The organism is Candidatus Nitrotoga sp. AM1P, assembly GCF_013168275.1.
Taxonomy (GTDB): Bacteria; Pseudomonadota; Gammaproteobacteria; order Burkholderiales; family Gallionellaceae; genus Nitrotoga.
Map to the genome: position 1 here is coordinate 942,483 of NZ_AP019547.1, position 15,357 is coordinate 957,839.

Sequence of the window (15,357 nt, forward strand, 5' to 3'; positions counted from 1 at the left end):
TATTAAATGGATTTTGATAGCTATGCCCATTCAACGCGAGACAGAAACTTCTAACACTGCGTGTCAGTCAGTTTCAAACTCTAAAAAAAATTTACTCATTCGCATTAAAAGTGAAGATTTGTTTCAACTAAAGCGCGAAATAGAAATTGAACATGCAGGCCGCATTTACCGACTGCAATTAACTCAAAGCAACAAGATGATTTTAACAGCATAAACATACAACTACATTAGCAACGAACGACAATAATTCGTGTAATCACAATAACTCTGAGCATTGCATCACTAAAAATAATTAGTGCACCACTGGTAAGTAAGCAAGGCGGATTCAAGTTCGAAGTGCAACAGCTCATGCTAGCTTGGTGTAGCGCATCGCTACCCCAAATAATACTCCATGCGGTGACCTGAAACCCAGCACTTTGCGTGGCCGGTGGTTGAGTCGTTCTACCGCTCGCTGCACTTGCTCCTCGGTAACGTCAGTCAACTTCATGCCCTTGGGGAAGTACTGCCGCAATAACCCATTACTGTTCTCGTTCAGACCTCGCTCCCAGGAACGGCAGGGGTGCGCGAAATAGATCGCAGTCTGTAGTTCTGCTGCGATGCGTTCATGTCCCGTAAACTCTTTGCCGTTATCGAATGTAATGGTGTGGCATTGGTCTTTATGGGGACTCAGCAAACTCGTTGTCACGGTCGTTACACCCTCGGCATGTTTGCTGCGTATGTGCCCCGTCAACACATAGCGCGACTTCCTTTCAGCCAGGGTAACCAGTCCACCTTTGTGGTTCTTGCCGATGACGGTATCACCCTCCCAATCACCCATGCGCGTCTTTTGGTCCACGATTTCCGGACGTTCATTAATGCTGACACGGTTCTTGATCATGCCTCGCCGCTCTTGCCCGCTCGCATATCGCTTGCGGCGTGGTTTCTGGCTACGTAAATGTTGGTGCAGGTCACCTCCATCACGTTTGTCCGCGTAAATGTGCTGGTAGATGATCATCTCATGGCTAATCTGCAGTTCACCTTCCAACTCAAGCCGATTAGCGGCTTGTTCTGGGCTGAGGTCTTCCCGGATCAACCTCTCGACTTCCGTCCAGCACTCCGATGAGAATTGCTTGCCATTGATACAGACTTGCCGGCGCTCATCACGTAATGATTGCGCTTGTTTTAGCCGCCAGCCACGTTGACCTTTGTTTCGTCTGAACTCTCGTGAAATCGTCGACTTGTCCACGCCCATCTTTTGGGCAATCCGAGTTTGATTCAAACCCGCTTGTTTCAATCCGTAAATCTGATATCGTTGTCCGCTGGTGAGTTGCTTATATTGCTTCATCTGTGCTCCTTTTACTTGGTCGTTTAAGTGGCTCCGATAGTAACGCAGCTTGCCACTTAAATTCACTTACAAAAGTTGCACTTCAGTGTTGAATCCGCCGCATAATAAAATTGGCTTACACATAAAGTTTGTATTAACACTACCCCGCATACTCCTTAGATTTCATACCAAATCATAAACCAGCATCAAGGTATACTCTCTATTGACCTGTACAACCATTGGCAGTGAACTCAAGCCAACAATTCTAGTCAAACTTAACAGAAGTTTACTAAGGCAAATAACGCAAAGCAAAGAATATAAATAAATGTAGCGAGAGAGAGAAAATTTTCATCAATAGAAGTAGCAACGGGGCAGCGCCAATTTGCTGCATGTAGATGAATACTCTCTTTAACTAGATACATTATTATCTTGGTTCAAGAGTTCACTATAGGAGGAATGTCAATGTACAGAATTATATTGGCTCTACTCAGCATAATTGCTGTTTCAGCTTCAGCAAGGACTATTCCACAGACTATTACTCCTAATGTCACATCGAAATTGCTGTCTACTCCGAACATTACACCGGGACTGCTGTCTACCCAAAATATCACACCCGGATTGCTGTCTACTCCAAATATCACACCCGGATTGCTGTCTACTCCAAATATTACATCGCGCCTGCTTTCATCCCCACAATTCTCTACTCCAGCAACCTTTATTCCTCACACGTTCTCTAATCCAGAAAATTCGAATCAAGGTATTCCGATTCTAGAAATTTCACCTCCATTTATTCCAACACCATAAGTTTTATGCGAGCACCAGAAGTGATGTGATTGTGGAAGGCAAATGCAAACAAAGAATATGCCGCTATGCATCACACCACCCTTATAATTGACGAATCACGAACAAAGTGACCAACCGGATTCAAATGCCTGACAGTATAAGTCCACAATTCCTCTCTACAATTTCACTTGACCTAGCCTCAGCGCGTTGGTGATCACCACACCGATCTAAAGCTCATTGCGACTGAACGATATCGTCGGATACCATGAGGCGATCTTCTATTTTCCGCATCAGGTCGTACGCCGCCCATACACACATCCGGCGTGAAGCCTTTGGTAACAACAGTGCTGCATTCGCGCAGATGTGTCGTGTACCTTACACGCTGCCCATCTCATCGAGGAATCGCGAACCACGCGCAAAACCAATATGCAGATGAAGTTCTTTTTATTGGAATCCTTAGCGGCAAACGAAATATCGCTCACTAGCAAAAGGTATGTCACTTATCCAGATGGTTACAGGTCAAGCACCATGCTGAATAACGTAGTAGAATTTATGACTTAATAATCGCAATTACCCATTGCAAATCACATAGAGCCGAAATTATTTTGCTGCCAGTTTTTATCATCATATTGGCAAGTAAAAGTTTGTTTATTTATTCAGAAAAATCAACATACCGGCAAAACTGAAAACAACGTAAGTACTATGGTAATCAACCGCGCCAATGACAACAACGTGGTAAAAATCAGGCTAACCACCCACTCCGTACAGCGCAATCTTGTCTGAATTAATCTGCGATAACACGCAGAAAATACAGCAAATCCATCCAGAAAATTTCCATAATTCATTTTGTTTGATAAAACAACTTTTTTGTATAATTAACAACTTGAATACAATATGCCCATGATAACCGACAAAGAAATCCTTATACTGTATTACAGCCAGCATGGTGCAGTGCGTCAAATGGCTCAACTGGTAGCACGTGGCGTGGAACAGGTAGCGGGTGTTCGGGCACGACTGCGCACCGTAGCTAAAATTTCCACGGTATGTGAGACGACCGCACCCGGCATACCTGATGAGGGTGCCCCCTATGCCGAGTTATGCGATCTAAAAGAATGCATAGGCATTGCTGTTGGAAGCCCCACGCGCTTTGGCAACATGGCCGCTCCAATGAAGTATTTCTGGGATGGCACTGGTTCGCTATGGATGCAACATTCGTTGGTCGGCAAGCCCGCTGCCTTGTTCACTTCAACTGGCTCCATGCATGGTGGACAAGAAAGTACGCTGCTATCCATGATGTTACCGCTGATGCACCACGGTATGATTATTGTTGGCCTGCCTTATTCCGAGCCGGAACTCGCCACCACACAACAGGGTGGAACACCTTATGGCGCCAGTCATTTTGCAGGGATGGCTAACGACCGCCTCGTCAGCGAAGACGAAAAAAGACTATGCATCGCGCTCGGCAAGCGGCTTGCGCAAACGGCATTGAAATTGGCCGCATAAAATTGGAACAATAAATGCCTTAAATATTTATTCCCGCTTTCCCGGAAATAACACATAAATAACTTTCAGGAATATTTATGAATAATGCGCGCGAAGCTCGCCAAATGTTACGTGCTCATCGCTACGGCGCGCTATGCACGCTGTCTAAAAAATTTGATGGCCATCCGTTCGGCTCTATCACACCCTATCTAGTTGACCATGATGGCAGTCTACTCATTCTGATTAGCACATTAGCGGAGCACACCAAAAACATCCAATATGACCCACGTGTAAGCCTAATAACGCATAACCAAGATAGCCCACATATTCAAACTCAAGGACGTATCACCGTGGTGGGTGCAGCGCAAATTATTACGGATACAGACAAAGCTGGCACACGCTATTTGCGCTACTTTCCGGAAGCACAAACCTACTTTAACATGCATGACTTTTCAATTTACCGCATCATGCCGCAGTCATTACGTTATATTGGTGGCTTCGGCAAAATCCATTGGATCGAGGCAAATAGCTATTTAGTACCACCCTATCCGTTAATTCAGCAAGAAAATAACGTGATCTCACACATGAACACGGATCATCGCGACACAATGCGTCACTACTGCCAACACTTTCATAAAATCGAAGTACTGCACGCGGAAATGTTAGGTATCGACTGCGATGGTTTCGATGTCCGCGCCGATGAAAAAATATTACGTTTTGATTTTCCCGAAATGGTGTTCGATGCGCAACAGGCTCGCCATGCTTTAATCGCTATGTCACGAGCGCCTAGATAAATATCCATGCCAAAGACTTTATTTTTCTTTGCTTAAAATAAATACAGGGCGGATTCAACACTGAAGTGCAACTTCTGTAAGTGAATTTAAGTGGCGAGCTGCGTTAATATCGGAGCCACTTAAATGACCAAGTAAAAGGAGCACAGATGAAGAAATACAAGCAGCGCACCAGCGGGCAACGATATCAGATTTACGAATTGAAACAAGCGGGTTTGAATCAAACTCGGATTGCCCAAAAGATGGGCGTGGACAAGTCGACGATTTCACGGGAGTTCAGGCGAAACAAAGGTCAACGCGGCTGGCGACCAAAGCAGGCGCAATCGTTACGTGATGAGCGCAAGCAAGCCTGTACGAATGGCAAGTGCTTCTCATGGGATGAATGGGTGGAAGTCGAGAGGTTGATCCGGGATGACCTCAGCCCAGAACAAGCCGCCAATCGGCTTGAGCTGGAGGGCGAACTGCAGATCAGCCATGAGGCGATCTACCGGCATGTCTACGCAGACAAACGTGATGGAGGTGACCTGTGCCGGCATTTGCGAAGCCAGAAACCACGCCGCAAGCGATATGCAAGTGGGCAAGAGCGGCGAGGCATGATCAAGAACCGTGTCAGCATTGATGAACATCCGGAAATCGTTGACCAAAAGACGCGCATGGAGATTGGGAAGGTGATACCGTCATCGGCAAGAACCACAAAGGTGGACTGGTTACCCTGGCTGAAAGGAAGTCGCGCTATGTGTTGGCGGGGCACCTACGCAGCAAACATGCCGAGGGTGTAACGGCCATGACAACGAGTTTGCTGAGTCCCCATAAAGACCAATGCCACGCCATTACATTCGATAACGGCAAAGAGTTTGCGGGACATGAACGCATCGCAGCAGAACTACAGACTGCGATCTATTTCGCGCACCCCTGCCGTTCCTGGGAGCGAGGTCTGAACGAGAACAGTAATGGGTTATTGCGGCAGTACTTCCCCAAGGGCATGGCGTTGACTGACGTTACCGAGGAGCAAGTGCAGCGAGCGGTAGAACGACTCAACCACCGGCCACGCAAAGTGCTGGGTTTCAGATCACCGCATGAAGTACTATTCGGGGTAGAGGTGCGCTACACCAAGCCAACATGAGCTGTTGCACTTCGAACTTGAATCCGCCAGATAAATTTGAAAAATTAACATGCATCACGCATTAAATGCTACCTCGTCTCCCATGAAACCTTACTCTGAATCATGCGAACAAAACCAAGCTCCCATACTTGAAGTCCTACAAGAAACACTCGTTAATCAAAAATATGTATTGGAAATAGCCAGTGGGACCGGCCAGCATGCCGTCTATTTCGGGCGTGCGCTACCCCACTTGACTTGGCAAACCAGTGAATTAGCGCAAAATCATGCGGGTATCCTGGCCTGGCTGGACGAGGCCCAACTACCCAATGTGCTTCCACCTGTAGCCATCGATGTGAACGACGACCAATGGCCTATCGAAATTGTAGATACAGTGTTTAATGCCAACACGGTACATATCATTTCTTGGCCAGAAGTTGAGCAACTGTTTGCAGGCATAGCACGCGCTTTAAGTGCAGGTGGCATTCTGTGTCTGTATGGGCCCTTTAACTATGAGGGAAAGTTTACCTCCGAAAGCAATGCGCGTTTTGATGCATGGCTCAAATCACGCAACAGAAACAGCGGTGTGCGGGATTTTGAAGCTATCAATCGGCTCGCCGAAACGCATGGACTATTTCTGCTGAAAGATGTGCCCATGCCCAACAACAATCGAACCTTGGTGTGGCAACGCGCTCCCAACAACCTTGAAGCACCATGAGCATAAAAATAATCGAATCCATAGCAGATATTTCCGAGGCACAATGGAACGCACTCGCAGGAAGCAATCCGTTTCTTTCCCATGCCTTCCTACGAGCACTACAAGAAAGTGGTTGTACCACCCCGCGTACCGGCTGGGAGGCGCAGTTCCTCACGGTCTGGCAAGACAACCTTCTTGCTGGCGCTATGCCGATTTATCGTAAGCACCACTCCTATGGCGAATTCGTTTTTGATTGGGCATGGGCCGAGGCATATCAGCAACATGGGCTGAACTATTACCCAAAATTATTGTGTGCCCTACCGTTTACGCCTATTACCGGGGCAAGGCTTCTGGCAGCAACCGCCGAAGTACGAATACAGCTAATCCGTTCCGCTCTGCAAATGGCGCAGGAGGCAGGCGTATCCTCCCTCCATTGTCTATTCCCCGATGAAAACCAGGCGCTGGAAATGCAACAGGAAGGAATGATGTTACGTCGCGGCGTGCAGTTTCACTGGCAAAATCCTGGGTACGCCGATTTCGATGCTTATCTGTCCAGCCTGCGTCAAGACAAGCGCAAAAAAATAAAACATGAGCGACGCAAGGTGAAGGAGGCCAACATTTTCTTCGAGCGCATCCGCGGAGAAAATATCTCTGAAGCCCAGTGGGATTTTTTCTTTCAGTGCTATACCCATACCCATAGTCAGTACAACTCTCCACCATCATTGAATCTGAATTTTTTCAAACGCATCGGCGCGACCATGCCTGAAAACATTCTGCTGATCATCGCATCGCGCAGTGGAAAGCAGATTGCCAGCGCATTCAACTTATTCAACCGTGATGTTCTTTACGGGCGCTCATGGGGTACGCTGGAATATCATCCTGGTCTGCACTTCGAAACTTGCTACTATCAAGCCATTGAATTTTGCATCGAACATAAAATCGCCACCTTTGAAGGCGGGGCGCAAGGAGAACATAAACTTGCCAGAGGATTTCTACCGATCACAACTTGGTCGGCGCATTGGCTGGCGCATCCGCAATTCTCACGAGCAGTAGAAGATTTCTTAAAGCGTGAGACAGGAAACATTAGCCAGTATATAAATGAGCTAAACGACAGCAATCCCTTTAAATGCCAGCCTGTTAGTAACAAAATAAATTTGTCCGGTTTTTAAACACTAAAACTCTCTTCATTTTGATTTCCCTATTCTTATAGTCGCTGTGATCATTTTCTCAACTGCTTCTTAACTGCTCGCCACCCGACATGAATGGCCTTCAAACGATTTGCCAATGTTATGCTAAAATGTATAAAGATTTAGATCGATAAGACCCATAATAACTACCTCTTCAAATTGAATTAAAAGCGATACTTGGCAAGCCCTTATCGAAGACGGGGCTACTGAATGGAGGACAAATTTGCATAAAAATAAAAGTGATTTAACAGTATGAATGTATCTATAACGATACCGTTTAATACCTTTTCTCATAAAGTTAATATCTTTAAATCTGATTAAAGAAAAAACCCTAAACTCAAAGTTAGCGAAGATAAAAAGTCAGAGCTGTACTAAAGTTTTTCATGCTTCATCCGATGATCTATCATCAGCTTAGTAAAAACTCAGCATGTTTATAATTGAAACTCTAGCAACGAAATTACGACTTCATCTAAGTAATCATGATGGAGGGTGAGATATGCGCTTAGCACACCTGCCATCATCAATAATGATCGCAAATTTAAGGAAATTCAGATGAATACTCTACATACCAATATCATGAAATGGCTAGTTTGTTTTGTTATAGTATTTTCAGCATTAACCCTTGGAGGTTGCGCTAACACAAAACGTATAACTCTTTCTCCATCAGACGAACCTCCCTCACATGACTATATAATTGGCCCGGGGGACAACGTTAATATCATAGTCTGGCACAACCCAGAGGTCTCCATGTCCGTTCCAGTTCGCCCGGATGGAAAAATTACCACCCCTCTGGTAGAAGACCTGCCCGCCATGGGAAAGACGTCAACACATTTAGCTCGTGACATTGAAAAAGCACTGGCTACATTTATTCAAGATCCGGTTGTAACGGTTGTTGTGACTGGTTTCATTGGGCCATACACAGAACAAATTCGTGTAATAGGAGAAGCTGGTAAACCCCAAGCGCTTAACTATAACAAAGGTATGTCACTAATGGATGTCATGATCGCCGTAGGTGGCATCACAAATTTTGCCGCAGGCAACAAGGCCAGCATTATTCGCAACATTGATGGAAAAGCACAATATATTGCAGTTCGGTTGGACGATCTAATTCAGGATGGCGACATTTCAGCAAACATACCAGTACGTCCAGGGGATATTTTAGTCATTCCTGAAAGTTTCTTTTGATTTATATTTTCTTTCTTAAACTTAAGAGAATAATTTAAACGATCAAGTGTCACACCTAATTTTTCAATACATTCCATAATTAAATGGCTACTCCGTTATGTAATCGCGGAGTAGTGTTAAATTAAAAGTTGATACCCGCACCATTATGGAGATCTTGACAAGATGGAGGAATTAATAGCCCTGCTACTTTCCTACTTAAAGGGAATATGGAAATACCGATGGTACGCGGTGGTTATTGCATGGATCATTGTCTTAGCTGGAGGGTTCAAGATATATTCTCTACCTAACAATTATGAGGCTTCCGCGAGAGTCTTCGTGGATACACGAACTATCTTAAAGCCATTACTGGCAGGTATGACAACTGTTCCCAACATGGAACAACAAGTTTCAATCATGAGTCGTACTCTTCTTAGCCGTCCAAACGTTGAACGAGTTATGAGAATGGTGGATTTAGATATCAAAGCAATAGATGCCAAGGATCATGAGCGACTAGTCAGCAATATGATGGGGCAAATCAAGATCAACGGAAGTAATAGTGCTGACCTCTATGTTATTTCCTACAACCACCAAAATCCAAAAATTGCAAAAGATGTAGTTCAGTCCTTCCTAACCATCTTTGTTGAAGGCAGCTTTGGGAATCAGAAACAAGACTCCGAAAAAGCAATTAAATTTATCGATGAACAAATCAAAAATTATGAAGATAGATTAGTCACTGCGGAAAAAGCTGTTACGGACTTTCAAATAAAGAATAGTGGTCTATTGCCTCGGGACGGTGATTATGGATCACAACTGCAAGCAGTATCGGATAGTCTGAACGAAGCGAAATTAGGACTGCGTGAAGCAGAGCAAGCGCGCAATGCCATCAAAAATCAAATTGAAGATGGCGCACCTCCTGAAGATCCGGCGACAGTACCAGCTCCCTCAACTATCGCTAACCCGGAAATTGACGCTCGGATACAGGCATTAACTAATGACATGGATGCCTTGCGACTACGCTTTACAGAGCGCCATCCAGATGTTATTTCAATCAAGCGCCTGATTACAAAACTTGAAGAACGTAAGGTGGAGGAAGCTAAATTTAAAAAACCTACCACTGATCGGGATCGAGGTAAGAGTTACAGCCCAATGCTACAACAACTGAATGTTTCTTTATCAGAGGCCGAAGCCAGAGTCGCTGCGATGAAAGCTCGAGTGGAAGAATATTCTTCACGCAGTGCTCAATTAAAAGCACTGACTATTGCAAAACCACAAGTTGCAGAACAGTTTTCACAGCTCAACCGTGATTATCAGATTAACAAAACGAATTATGAAAGCCTTATAGGACGCCGAGAGTCTGCAAAGCTGTCAGGGGAATTGAGTGCCACTTCAGATATGCTGACATTCAAGGTCATAGATCCCCCTACGGTTCCACTTGTTCCTTCAGGACCGAACCGGTTAATGTTATTCAGTTTAGTTTTTGTTGGTGCCCTGCTGGGCGGGATAGGCAGTGCGCTTTTAATGAGTCAAATCAGACCTACTTTTTTGAGTCAAAATAGTCTACGAGAATCAATTGGTTTGCCGATACTAGGTACCGTGACCATGAATTGGACTGCCAATGAAGTAATCAAGCGGAAACGGAGCCTTTATGCTTTCGGTCTCTCTATCTCTCTGCTGGTTGCCTTATATAGCGTGGTAATGGTGTTTTTGTTCCTTAAACTATAATTTTGAGGAAGCCTCTTAACAACTTAAAACTGCAACTAAGAGCAATTAAAACATAGGCGACATAAAAGATAGGTGTTTGTTAATTAACAAAGCCAAATCAAAAAGCGGACAAAGCAGCCAGACCGAACACCGTTGGGAGATTATGTGAGCATTATTGAAAAAGCAGCAAACAGATTTGGGCAGAATAACGGTGAGATAACGCCTGCACCAAAAATAAAGTCGGAGAATCTAAATGAACAAAGTTCAAAAATAATTAATGAACACAATACCCACAATTTAGACAAGCCAATGATTGCGCAAGTCGAAATCAATCTTGCTAAATTGCATCAATTAGGAATGATCACACCGGACCAAGGAAAAACTTTAGCCGCGCAGGAGTTTAGAGGAATAAAACGTTCTTTGATCCAGAATGCTTTCTTTAAAGGTGCCGGTGCGATACACCACGGAAATTTGATTATGGTAACAAGTTCGTTACCCAGAGAAGGAAAAACATTCTGCGCCATTAATCTGGCCATGAGCATCGCAACAGAAATGGACCACACAGTTCTGCTGGTTGATGCAGACGTAGCTCGTCCATCGGTTCTCCGCACATTAGGATTGAAATCAGCTGTCGGGTTGATGGATATTCTTCTCGACGAAAAGCTCGATTTAGCAGACGTAATGATTAATACTAACGTCGATACTCTCAGAATTTTACCTGCTGGAACAAGTCACAGACATGCAACAGAACTGTTGGCAAGCCAGGCGATGAGCAGCTTGTTAAATGAAATTTCAAACCGATATCCAGATCGCATCGTCATATTTGATTCCCCTCCTTTGCTCCCCACAACTGAGGCACGTGTTCTAGCCGGCCAGATGGGTCAGATTGTCATGGTGGTAGAAGCCGAAACCACTACCCAGCATGCAGTCAAAGAGGCACTTCGTCAGATCGAAACAAGCCCTCATATTAATTTAGTCTACAATAAGGCAAGGGCATTCCCAGGCGGAACCAATTATGGTTACGGCTATTATGACTAGAGTGATTGGGAATAATGGAGTTAACCAGTTTGTCTATACGACAGTACAAACAGTTACCCTTACCCTGCTGATTTTACCAGCCTGTTCTACCGCTGCTGACTGGAAAATCTCACCCAGACTAAATTTATTAGAAACTTATACCGATAATGTAACACTGGCTACAAAAGGCAATGAGAAAAGCGACTTCATCACCCAAATTAATCCTGGAATATCGTTGATTGGAACCGGGACACGCTTAAAAGTCAATGTCGACTACACAATGCAAAACCTTTTTTATGCAAATGAGCAAAGTCGAAATAGGACTGTTCATCAGTTAAGGGCAAGTGAAAACGCGGAGCTAATAAAAAACTTTTTTTTCCTGGACAGTACTGCAAGTATCAGTCAACGTAACATTTCTCTCCTTGGCCCAATAACAGACAATAACGAAAACATTACGAATAACCGAACCAATGTAAAAACCTATAGCATTAGCCCCTATATACGTCACAATTTTTCCAATTTTGCTTCAACTCAAGCGCGCTACACACATAATGCTGTCTACACAGACGTAGGGGCATTCTCTGGAAGGAAATCTGACACTATCCTGTTAAGCTTAACCAGTGGCTCTGCCTTCAGAACACTAGGCTGGGGCTTGAATTATAATAAGCAAAAATTAGATTTCCTCGACAGATCTATAGAAAATGAACGATATACCGGCAATCTTCGCTACCGGATTTCATCAAAATTCAGCCTGACTGGAACCAGTGGATATCAAAAATTCAGCTATACATCACTAACCGGAGTATCGGCTGGATCTTTCTGGACAGCTGGTTTTGCTTGGACACCAGCCGAAAGGACTAGTATTACTGCCAATACTGGTAAAGCTTTTTTTGGCACTACGTACATGCTTAGAGCCAGCCATCGCACTCGCAGGTCAGCTTGGAGCTTAAACTACAACCAGGATATCACCACCACCCGCGATCAATTTTTCATCCCCCCCACAACCGATACGGAAAATTTCCTGAACCAACTGTGGATGTCCAACATCCCCGACCCGGTAATGCGTCAGCAAACAGTAGAGAACTTCATTAGAGACAATGGACTGTCAGCCTCCATTTTTGACCCAGTCAATTTCCTCACAAATCAATTTTTTCTGCAAAAGCGCTTACAGGCGAGTGTTGCTTTTAGTGGTGCAAGAAACACACTTGTATTTAGCATTTTCCATATGTTGCGCGAAGCACAAACACTTGGAGATGTAAATGATGCTTCGATTATTGGGACGAGCAACATTGGACTGAACAGAAACATAAAGCAAATTGGAGGCAATGCTCTTTGGAACTGGAAAATTGGTCCACGAACCAACGCCAATGTTGGCGTCATGTACTTGAAATCCAGTTTACTCGCCACGGGCAGAGAGGACGACACCAAGACCTTCAGAGCCGGCCTGACAAGACAATTACAGCCCAAGCTTAATGGAGCAGTAAATTTTCGACATATCGAGCGAACCTCTAACCAAATTGGCAGTGATTATCGCGAGAATGCTCTCATCGCATCACTGTCTATGCGTTTCTAGCTGGAGCAACCAAATAAATGTATGAATCTTACTACGGACTAAGTGCCAAACCGTTTCAATTAAAGCCTGACCCCCAGTTCTTTTTTGGCAGCAGAGGTCATAAGCGCGCCATGGCCTACTTGGAATATGGCCTGTCACAAGGGGAAGGTTTCATCGTCATCACCGGTGAGGTTGGTGCAGGCAAAACCACCTTGGTGCGCAGTCTTTTTTGTAAACTTGAATCTGAAAAAATTCAAGCAGCACAAATCGTCAACACCAACCTTAACGCAGATGATACATTAAGAATGGTAGTCGCAGCATTCGGACTTCCCTACGAAGATGACTCCAAAGCTTCTCTGCTGACCAAACTTGAGCTGTTTCTTCGACAATGTGATCAAAAAGGAAAGCGTGCACTACTGATAGTGGATGAAGCACAGAATCTTTCATCTCAAGCAGTGGAAGAATTAAGGATGTTGTCCAATTTTCAAACTGCTGACAAATCATTGCTGCAAATCTTCCTGTTAGGACAGCCTGAATTCAGGAGAACCCTTCTTAGTCGCGACATGCAACAATTGCAGCAGCGGGTAATTGCGACCTACCACTTGGGACCATTAGATGCCCTGGAAACCAAAGACTACATCGAACACCGACTGCATACCGTTGGCTGGAATGGAGATCCCTCCTTGAGCGAAGATGCTTTCTTTGAAATCTATAATTTTACTGGCGGCATCCCACGCAAAATAAATACACTTTGTGACCGCCTTTTTCTAATGGGTTACCTCGAAGAGCGTCACAATTTCAAAAGCGCTGATGTAACTGAAGTATTAGGTGATATTCAACAGGAGCTTGCTCTTCCTATATCAGAGACTGCAGCACAAAACTCATCCGACATCCCGCAGATCGAGCAGAAAGAAAATGCTCAGGAGAGTTTAGGAAATATGGATGAAAGGCTTTTCAAGATGGAAAACTCAGTCATCTCCGTTCTAGATCTGCTTAAACGGATTCTTTCTCGCTCCAATTCAAACATCAATAACCTTACAAAGTAAATGACCCTATCAATGGCTATGACTATTTACTGAGGAGCGAATTCACTTTGCGAATGAAATTGAAGTAGATAAATCAACTCGCATGAGAGCGCAGTGGCAAGTTAAATGGAATCCAAAGCAGGCTCGGGAATTGCAGGATAAGCAATATCAAGTATCTGTCAGTGCTCTGTGTTTCTCGCAGAAAATTGGAATAGCATGTAAATACTGATTGAGCAGAACATAATCTCAAATCAACAAACGTGTTCAACAAGTTTAACAAAAGTTCAAAGAGTGCAACAGCGTGTTGCCGCCTTACAAATCATTTGAATAAATTCATATTATCAATAACAGTTAATGCAAATTATTAAACCACCGACCCCTCGACCTTTTAGCATTCTATGTATTGTAGGCGCACGCCCTAATTTCATGAAAATGGCTCCTATCATGGCGGCCTTTGCCGCTCTTGGACCAGAACTTGATGTATCTCTGGTTCATACCGGTCAACATTATGACGTAGCCATGAACCATCAATATTTCGAAGCGCTCGGCATACCGCAGCCCGATATTAATCTGGAGGTTGGCTCTGGAAGCCATACAGCACAAACCGCCAATGTGATGCTCCGCTTCGAATCAGTTCTGGACACAAAACACCCTTCCGCAGTGCTGGTCGTTGGAGATGTGAATTCCACTCTAGCCTGCACGCTCGTGGCAGTAAAAAAAGGAATTCCCGTAATTCACGTTGAGGCCGGTCTGCGCAGTTTCGACCGCGCTATGCCGGAAGAAATCAACCGGGTTTTGACTGACCAGGTATCTGAACTGCTTTTCATCACTGAGCGCAGTGGTCGCGAAAACCTGTTGCGCGAGGGAATAGCCGAATATCGCATTCGATTTGTCGGCAATGTCATGATCGACACCTTGCATCACAACCTGGAAAAAGCAATCCCGGTATCTCAAATCCTGCAGAATGCCGGCAGAGAAGAGTTTCTGGTTGGCCATGACGGATATGCCATCCTCACCGCACACCGGCCTTCCAATGTGGATGATCCTGACACCCTGCGCTCATTGCTTGAAACCACCCTCAAGATTAGTACCCAATTACCCATTATTTTTCCGATGCACCCACGCACTCGTGACATGATTCAAAAATTTGAATTGAGCAAAATGCTGGATGTTCCTACAGTACTGCAACTGCCTCCAATGGGTTATCTGGAAATGCTGGGGCTTATGAAGGATGCACGAGTTGTATTAACCGACTCAGGTGGTATTCAGGAAGAAACCACGGCCCTTGGCGTACCCTGCATTACACTCAGGAATAATACAGAAAGGCCGATCACAGTGGATGAGGGTACCAACACTATCGCCGGACTGGATTCGGCAAAGATACTAACGATATTTGACGAAATCATGCTTACCGGTGGAAAAGCAGGTCGAATCCCTGAGTTCTGGGATGGGCATGCCTCAACACGCATTGCAGCGGAAATTCTTGATTGGCTGAAAAACGGTTTACAAAGCAAATAATTATTGAAGCCTTGACAAATATATAAGCACGATACTTT

Annotated in this window: 13 protein-coding genes and 1 pseudogene; 13 read left to right on the forward strand and 1 reads right to left on the reverse strand. The window is 44.6% G+C overall.

All coding sequences use genetic code 11. From position 1 onward, the window contains the following. Nucleotides 1–22 precede the first annotated feature (22 nt). Nucleotides 23–214, forward strand: a complete 192-nt coding sequence (gene hemP, locus W01_RS14650) for a hemin uptake protein HemP (protein ID WP_173052345.1) — start codon at nucleotides 23–25, stop codon at nucleotides 212–214. A 132-nt stretch (nucleotides 215–346) separates the two neighbouring features. Here the strand turns inward: hemP and W01_RS04165 are convergent, their stop codons facing one another. After that, entirely contained in the window at nucleotides 347–1,324 is a 978-nt protein-coding gene (locus W01_RS04165) for an IS30 family transposase (RefSeq protein ID WP_173052347.1), read from the reverse strand. A gap of 441 nt (nucleotides 1,325–1,765) precedes the next feature. Here W01_RS04165 and W01_RS04170 point away from each other — a divergent pair, with 441 nt between their 5' ends. The 12 genes and pseudogenes from W01_RS04170 to wecB all read left to right on the forward strand — a co-directional run bounded on the left by W01_RS04170 (nucleotide 1,766) and on the right by wecB (nucleotide 15,319). Further along, nucleotides 1,766–2,107 (forward strand): hypothetical protein, encoded by a 342-nt coding sequence (locus W01_RS04170; protein ID WP_173052349.1) that lies wholly within the window; start codon nucleotides 1,766–1,768, stop codon nucleotides 2,105–2,107. An 879-nt stretch (nucleotides 2,108–2,986) separates the two neighbouring features. After that, nucleotides 2,987–3,589, forward strand: coding sequence for an NAD(P)H:quinone oxidoreductase (wrbA, locus tag W01_RS04175; protein WP_173055736.1), 603 nt, complete (start codon nucleotides 2,987–2,989; stop codon nucleotides 3,587–3,589). A gap of 77 nt (nucleotides 3,590–3,666) precedes the next feature. Next, nucleotides 3,667–4,362 carry a HugZ family pyridoxamine 5'-phosphate oxidase gene (locus W01_RS04180; protein ID WP_173052351.1) on the forward strand — a complete coding sequence of 232 codons (696 nt, stop codon included), beginning with the start codon at nucleotides 3,667–3,669 and terminating at the stop codon, nucleotides 4,360–4,362. A gap of 146 nt (nucleotides 4,363–4,508) precedes the next feature. Continuing rightward, nucleotides 4,509–5,482, forward strand: a pseudogene (locus W01_RS14110) (IS30 family transposase). Nucleotides 5,483–5,531: 49 nt separating this feature from the next. Next, nucleotides 5,532–6,176 carry a DUF938 domain-containing protein gene (locus W01_RS04190; protein ID WP_242007032.1) on the forward strand — a complete coding sequence of 215 codons (645 nt, stop codon included), beginning with the start codon at nucleotides 5,532–5,534 and terminating at the stop codon, nucleotides 6,174–6,176. After that, nucleotides 6,173–7,324, forward strand: coding sequence for a GNAT family N-acetyltransferase (locus W01_RS04195; protein WP_173052353.1), 1,152 nt, complete (start codon nucleotides 6,173–6,175; stop codon nucleotides 7,322–7,324). The genes W01_RS04190 and W01_RS04195 overlap by 4 nt, the downstream gene beginning before the upstream one ends. 570 nt (nucleotides 7,325–7,894) lie before the next feature. After that, nucleotides 7,895–8,527: an XrtA/PEP-CTERM system exopolysaccharide export protein gene (locus W01_RS04200; RefSeq protein WP_173052355.1), complete on the forward strand. Its 633-nt coding sequence runs from the start codon at nucleotides 7,895–7,897 to the stop codon at nucleotides 8,525–8,527. Between the two features lie 162 nt (nucleotides 8,528–8,689). Continuing rightward, nucleotides 8,690–10,228, forward strand: coding sequence for an XrtA system polysaccharide chain length determinant (locus W01_RS04205; protein ID WP_173052356.1), 1,539 nt, complete (start codon nucleotides 8,690–8,692; stop codon nucleotides 10,226–10,228). Nucleotides 10,229–10,372: 144 nt separating this feature from the next. Beyond that, nucleotides 10,373–11,245 (forward strand): XrtA-associated tyrosine autokinase, encoded by an 873-nt coding sequence (locus W01_RS04210; protein ID WP_242007033.1) that lies wholly within the window; start codon nucleotides 10,373–10,375, stop codon nucleotides 11,243–11,245. Then, nucleotides 11,223–12,797: a TIGR03016 family PEP-CTERM system-associated outer membrane protein gene (locus tag W01_RS04215; protein ID WP_173052358.1), complete on the forward strand. Its 1,575-nt coding sequence runs from the start codon at nucleotides 11,223–11,225 to the stop codon at nucleotides 12,795–12,797. Before W01_RS04210 ends, W01_RS04215 begins: the two co-directional genes overlap by 23 nt. A gap of 17 nt (nucleotides 12,798–12,814) precedes the next feature. Continuing rightward, nucleotides 12,815–13,822: an XrtA/PEP-CTERM system-associated ATPase gene (locus W01_RS04220; RefSeq protein ID WP_173052360.1), complete on the forward strand. Its 1,008-nt coding sequence runs from the start codon at nucleotides 12,815–12,817 to the stop codon at nucleotides 13,820–13,822. Nucleotides 13,823–14,155: 333 nt separating this feature from the next. Further along, nucleotides 14,156–15,319, forward strand: a complete 1,164-nt coding sequence (gene wecB / locus W01_RS04225) for a non-hydrolyzing UDP-N-acetylglucosamine 2-epimerase (RefSeq protein WP_173052362.1) — start codon at nucleotides 14,156–14,158, stop codon at nucleotides 15,317–15,319. The last annotated feature ends 38 nt before the right edge of the window (nucleotides 15,320–15,357 follow it).

Bases quoted from the DNA above. Each gene is read 5' to 3' on its own strand.
- W01_RS04180 (WP_173052351.1), top strand. From the start codon at position 3,667: ATGAATAATGCGCGCGAAGCTCGCCAAATGTTACGTGCTCATCGCTAC.
- hemP (WP_173052345.1), top strand. From the start codon at position 23: ATGCCCATTCAACGCGAGACAGAAACTTCTAACACTGCGTGTCAGTCA.
- W01_RS04220 (WP_173052360.1), top strand. From the start codon at position 12,815: ATGTATGAATCTTACTACGGACTAAGTGCCAAACCGTTTCAATTAAAG.
- wecB (WP_173052362.1), top strand. From the start codon at position 14,156: ATGCAAATTATTAAACCACCGACCCCTCGACCTTTTAGCATTCTATGT.
- W01_RS04170 (WP_173052349.1), top strand. From the start codon at position 1,766: ATGTACAGAATTATATTGGCTCTACTCAGCATAATTGCTGTTTCAGCT.
- W01_RS04165 (WP_173052347.1), bottom strand. From the start codon at position 1,324: ATGAAGCAATATAAGCAACTCACCAGCGGACAACGATATCAGATTTAC.
- W01_RS04190 (WP_242007032.1), top strand. From the start codon at position 5,532: ATGCATCACGCATTAAATGCTACCTCGTCTCCCATGAAACCTTACTCT.
- wrbA (WP_173055736.1), top strand. From the start codon at position 2,987: ATGATAACCGACAAAGAAATCCTTATACTGTATTACAGCCAGCATGGT.
- W01_RS04200 (WP_173052355.1), top strand. From the start codon at position 7,895: ATGAATACTCTACATACCAATATCATGAAATGGCTAGTTTGTTTTGTT.
- W01_RS04205 (WP_173052356.1), top strand. From the start codon at position 8,690: ATGGAGGAATTAATAGCCCTGCTACTTTCCTACTTAAAGGGAATATGG.
- W01_RS04195 (WP_173052353.1), top strand. From the start codon at position 6,173: ATGAGCATAAAAATAATCGAATCCATAGCAGATATTTCCGAGGCACAA.
- W01_RS04215 (WP_173052358.1), top strand. From the start codon at position 11,223: ATGGTTACGGCTATTATGACTAGAGTGATTGGGAATAATGGAGTTAAC.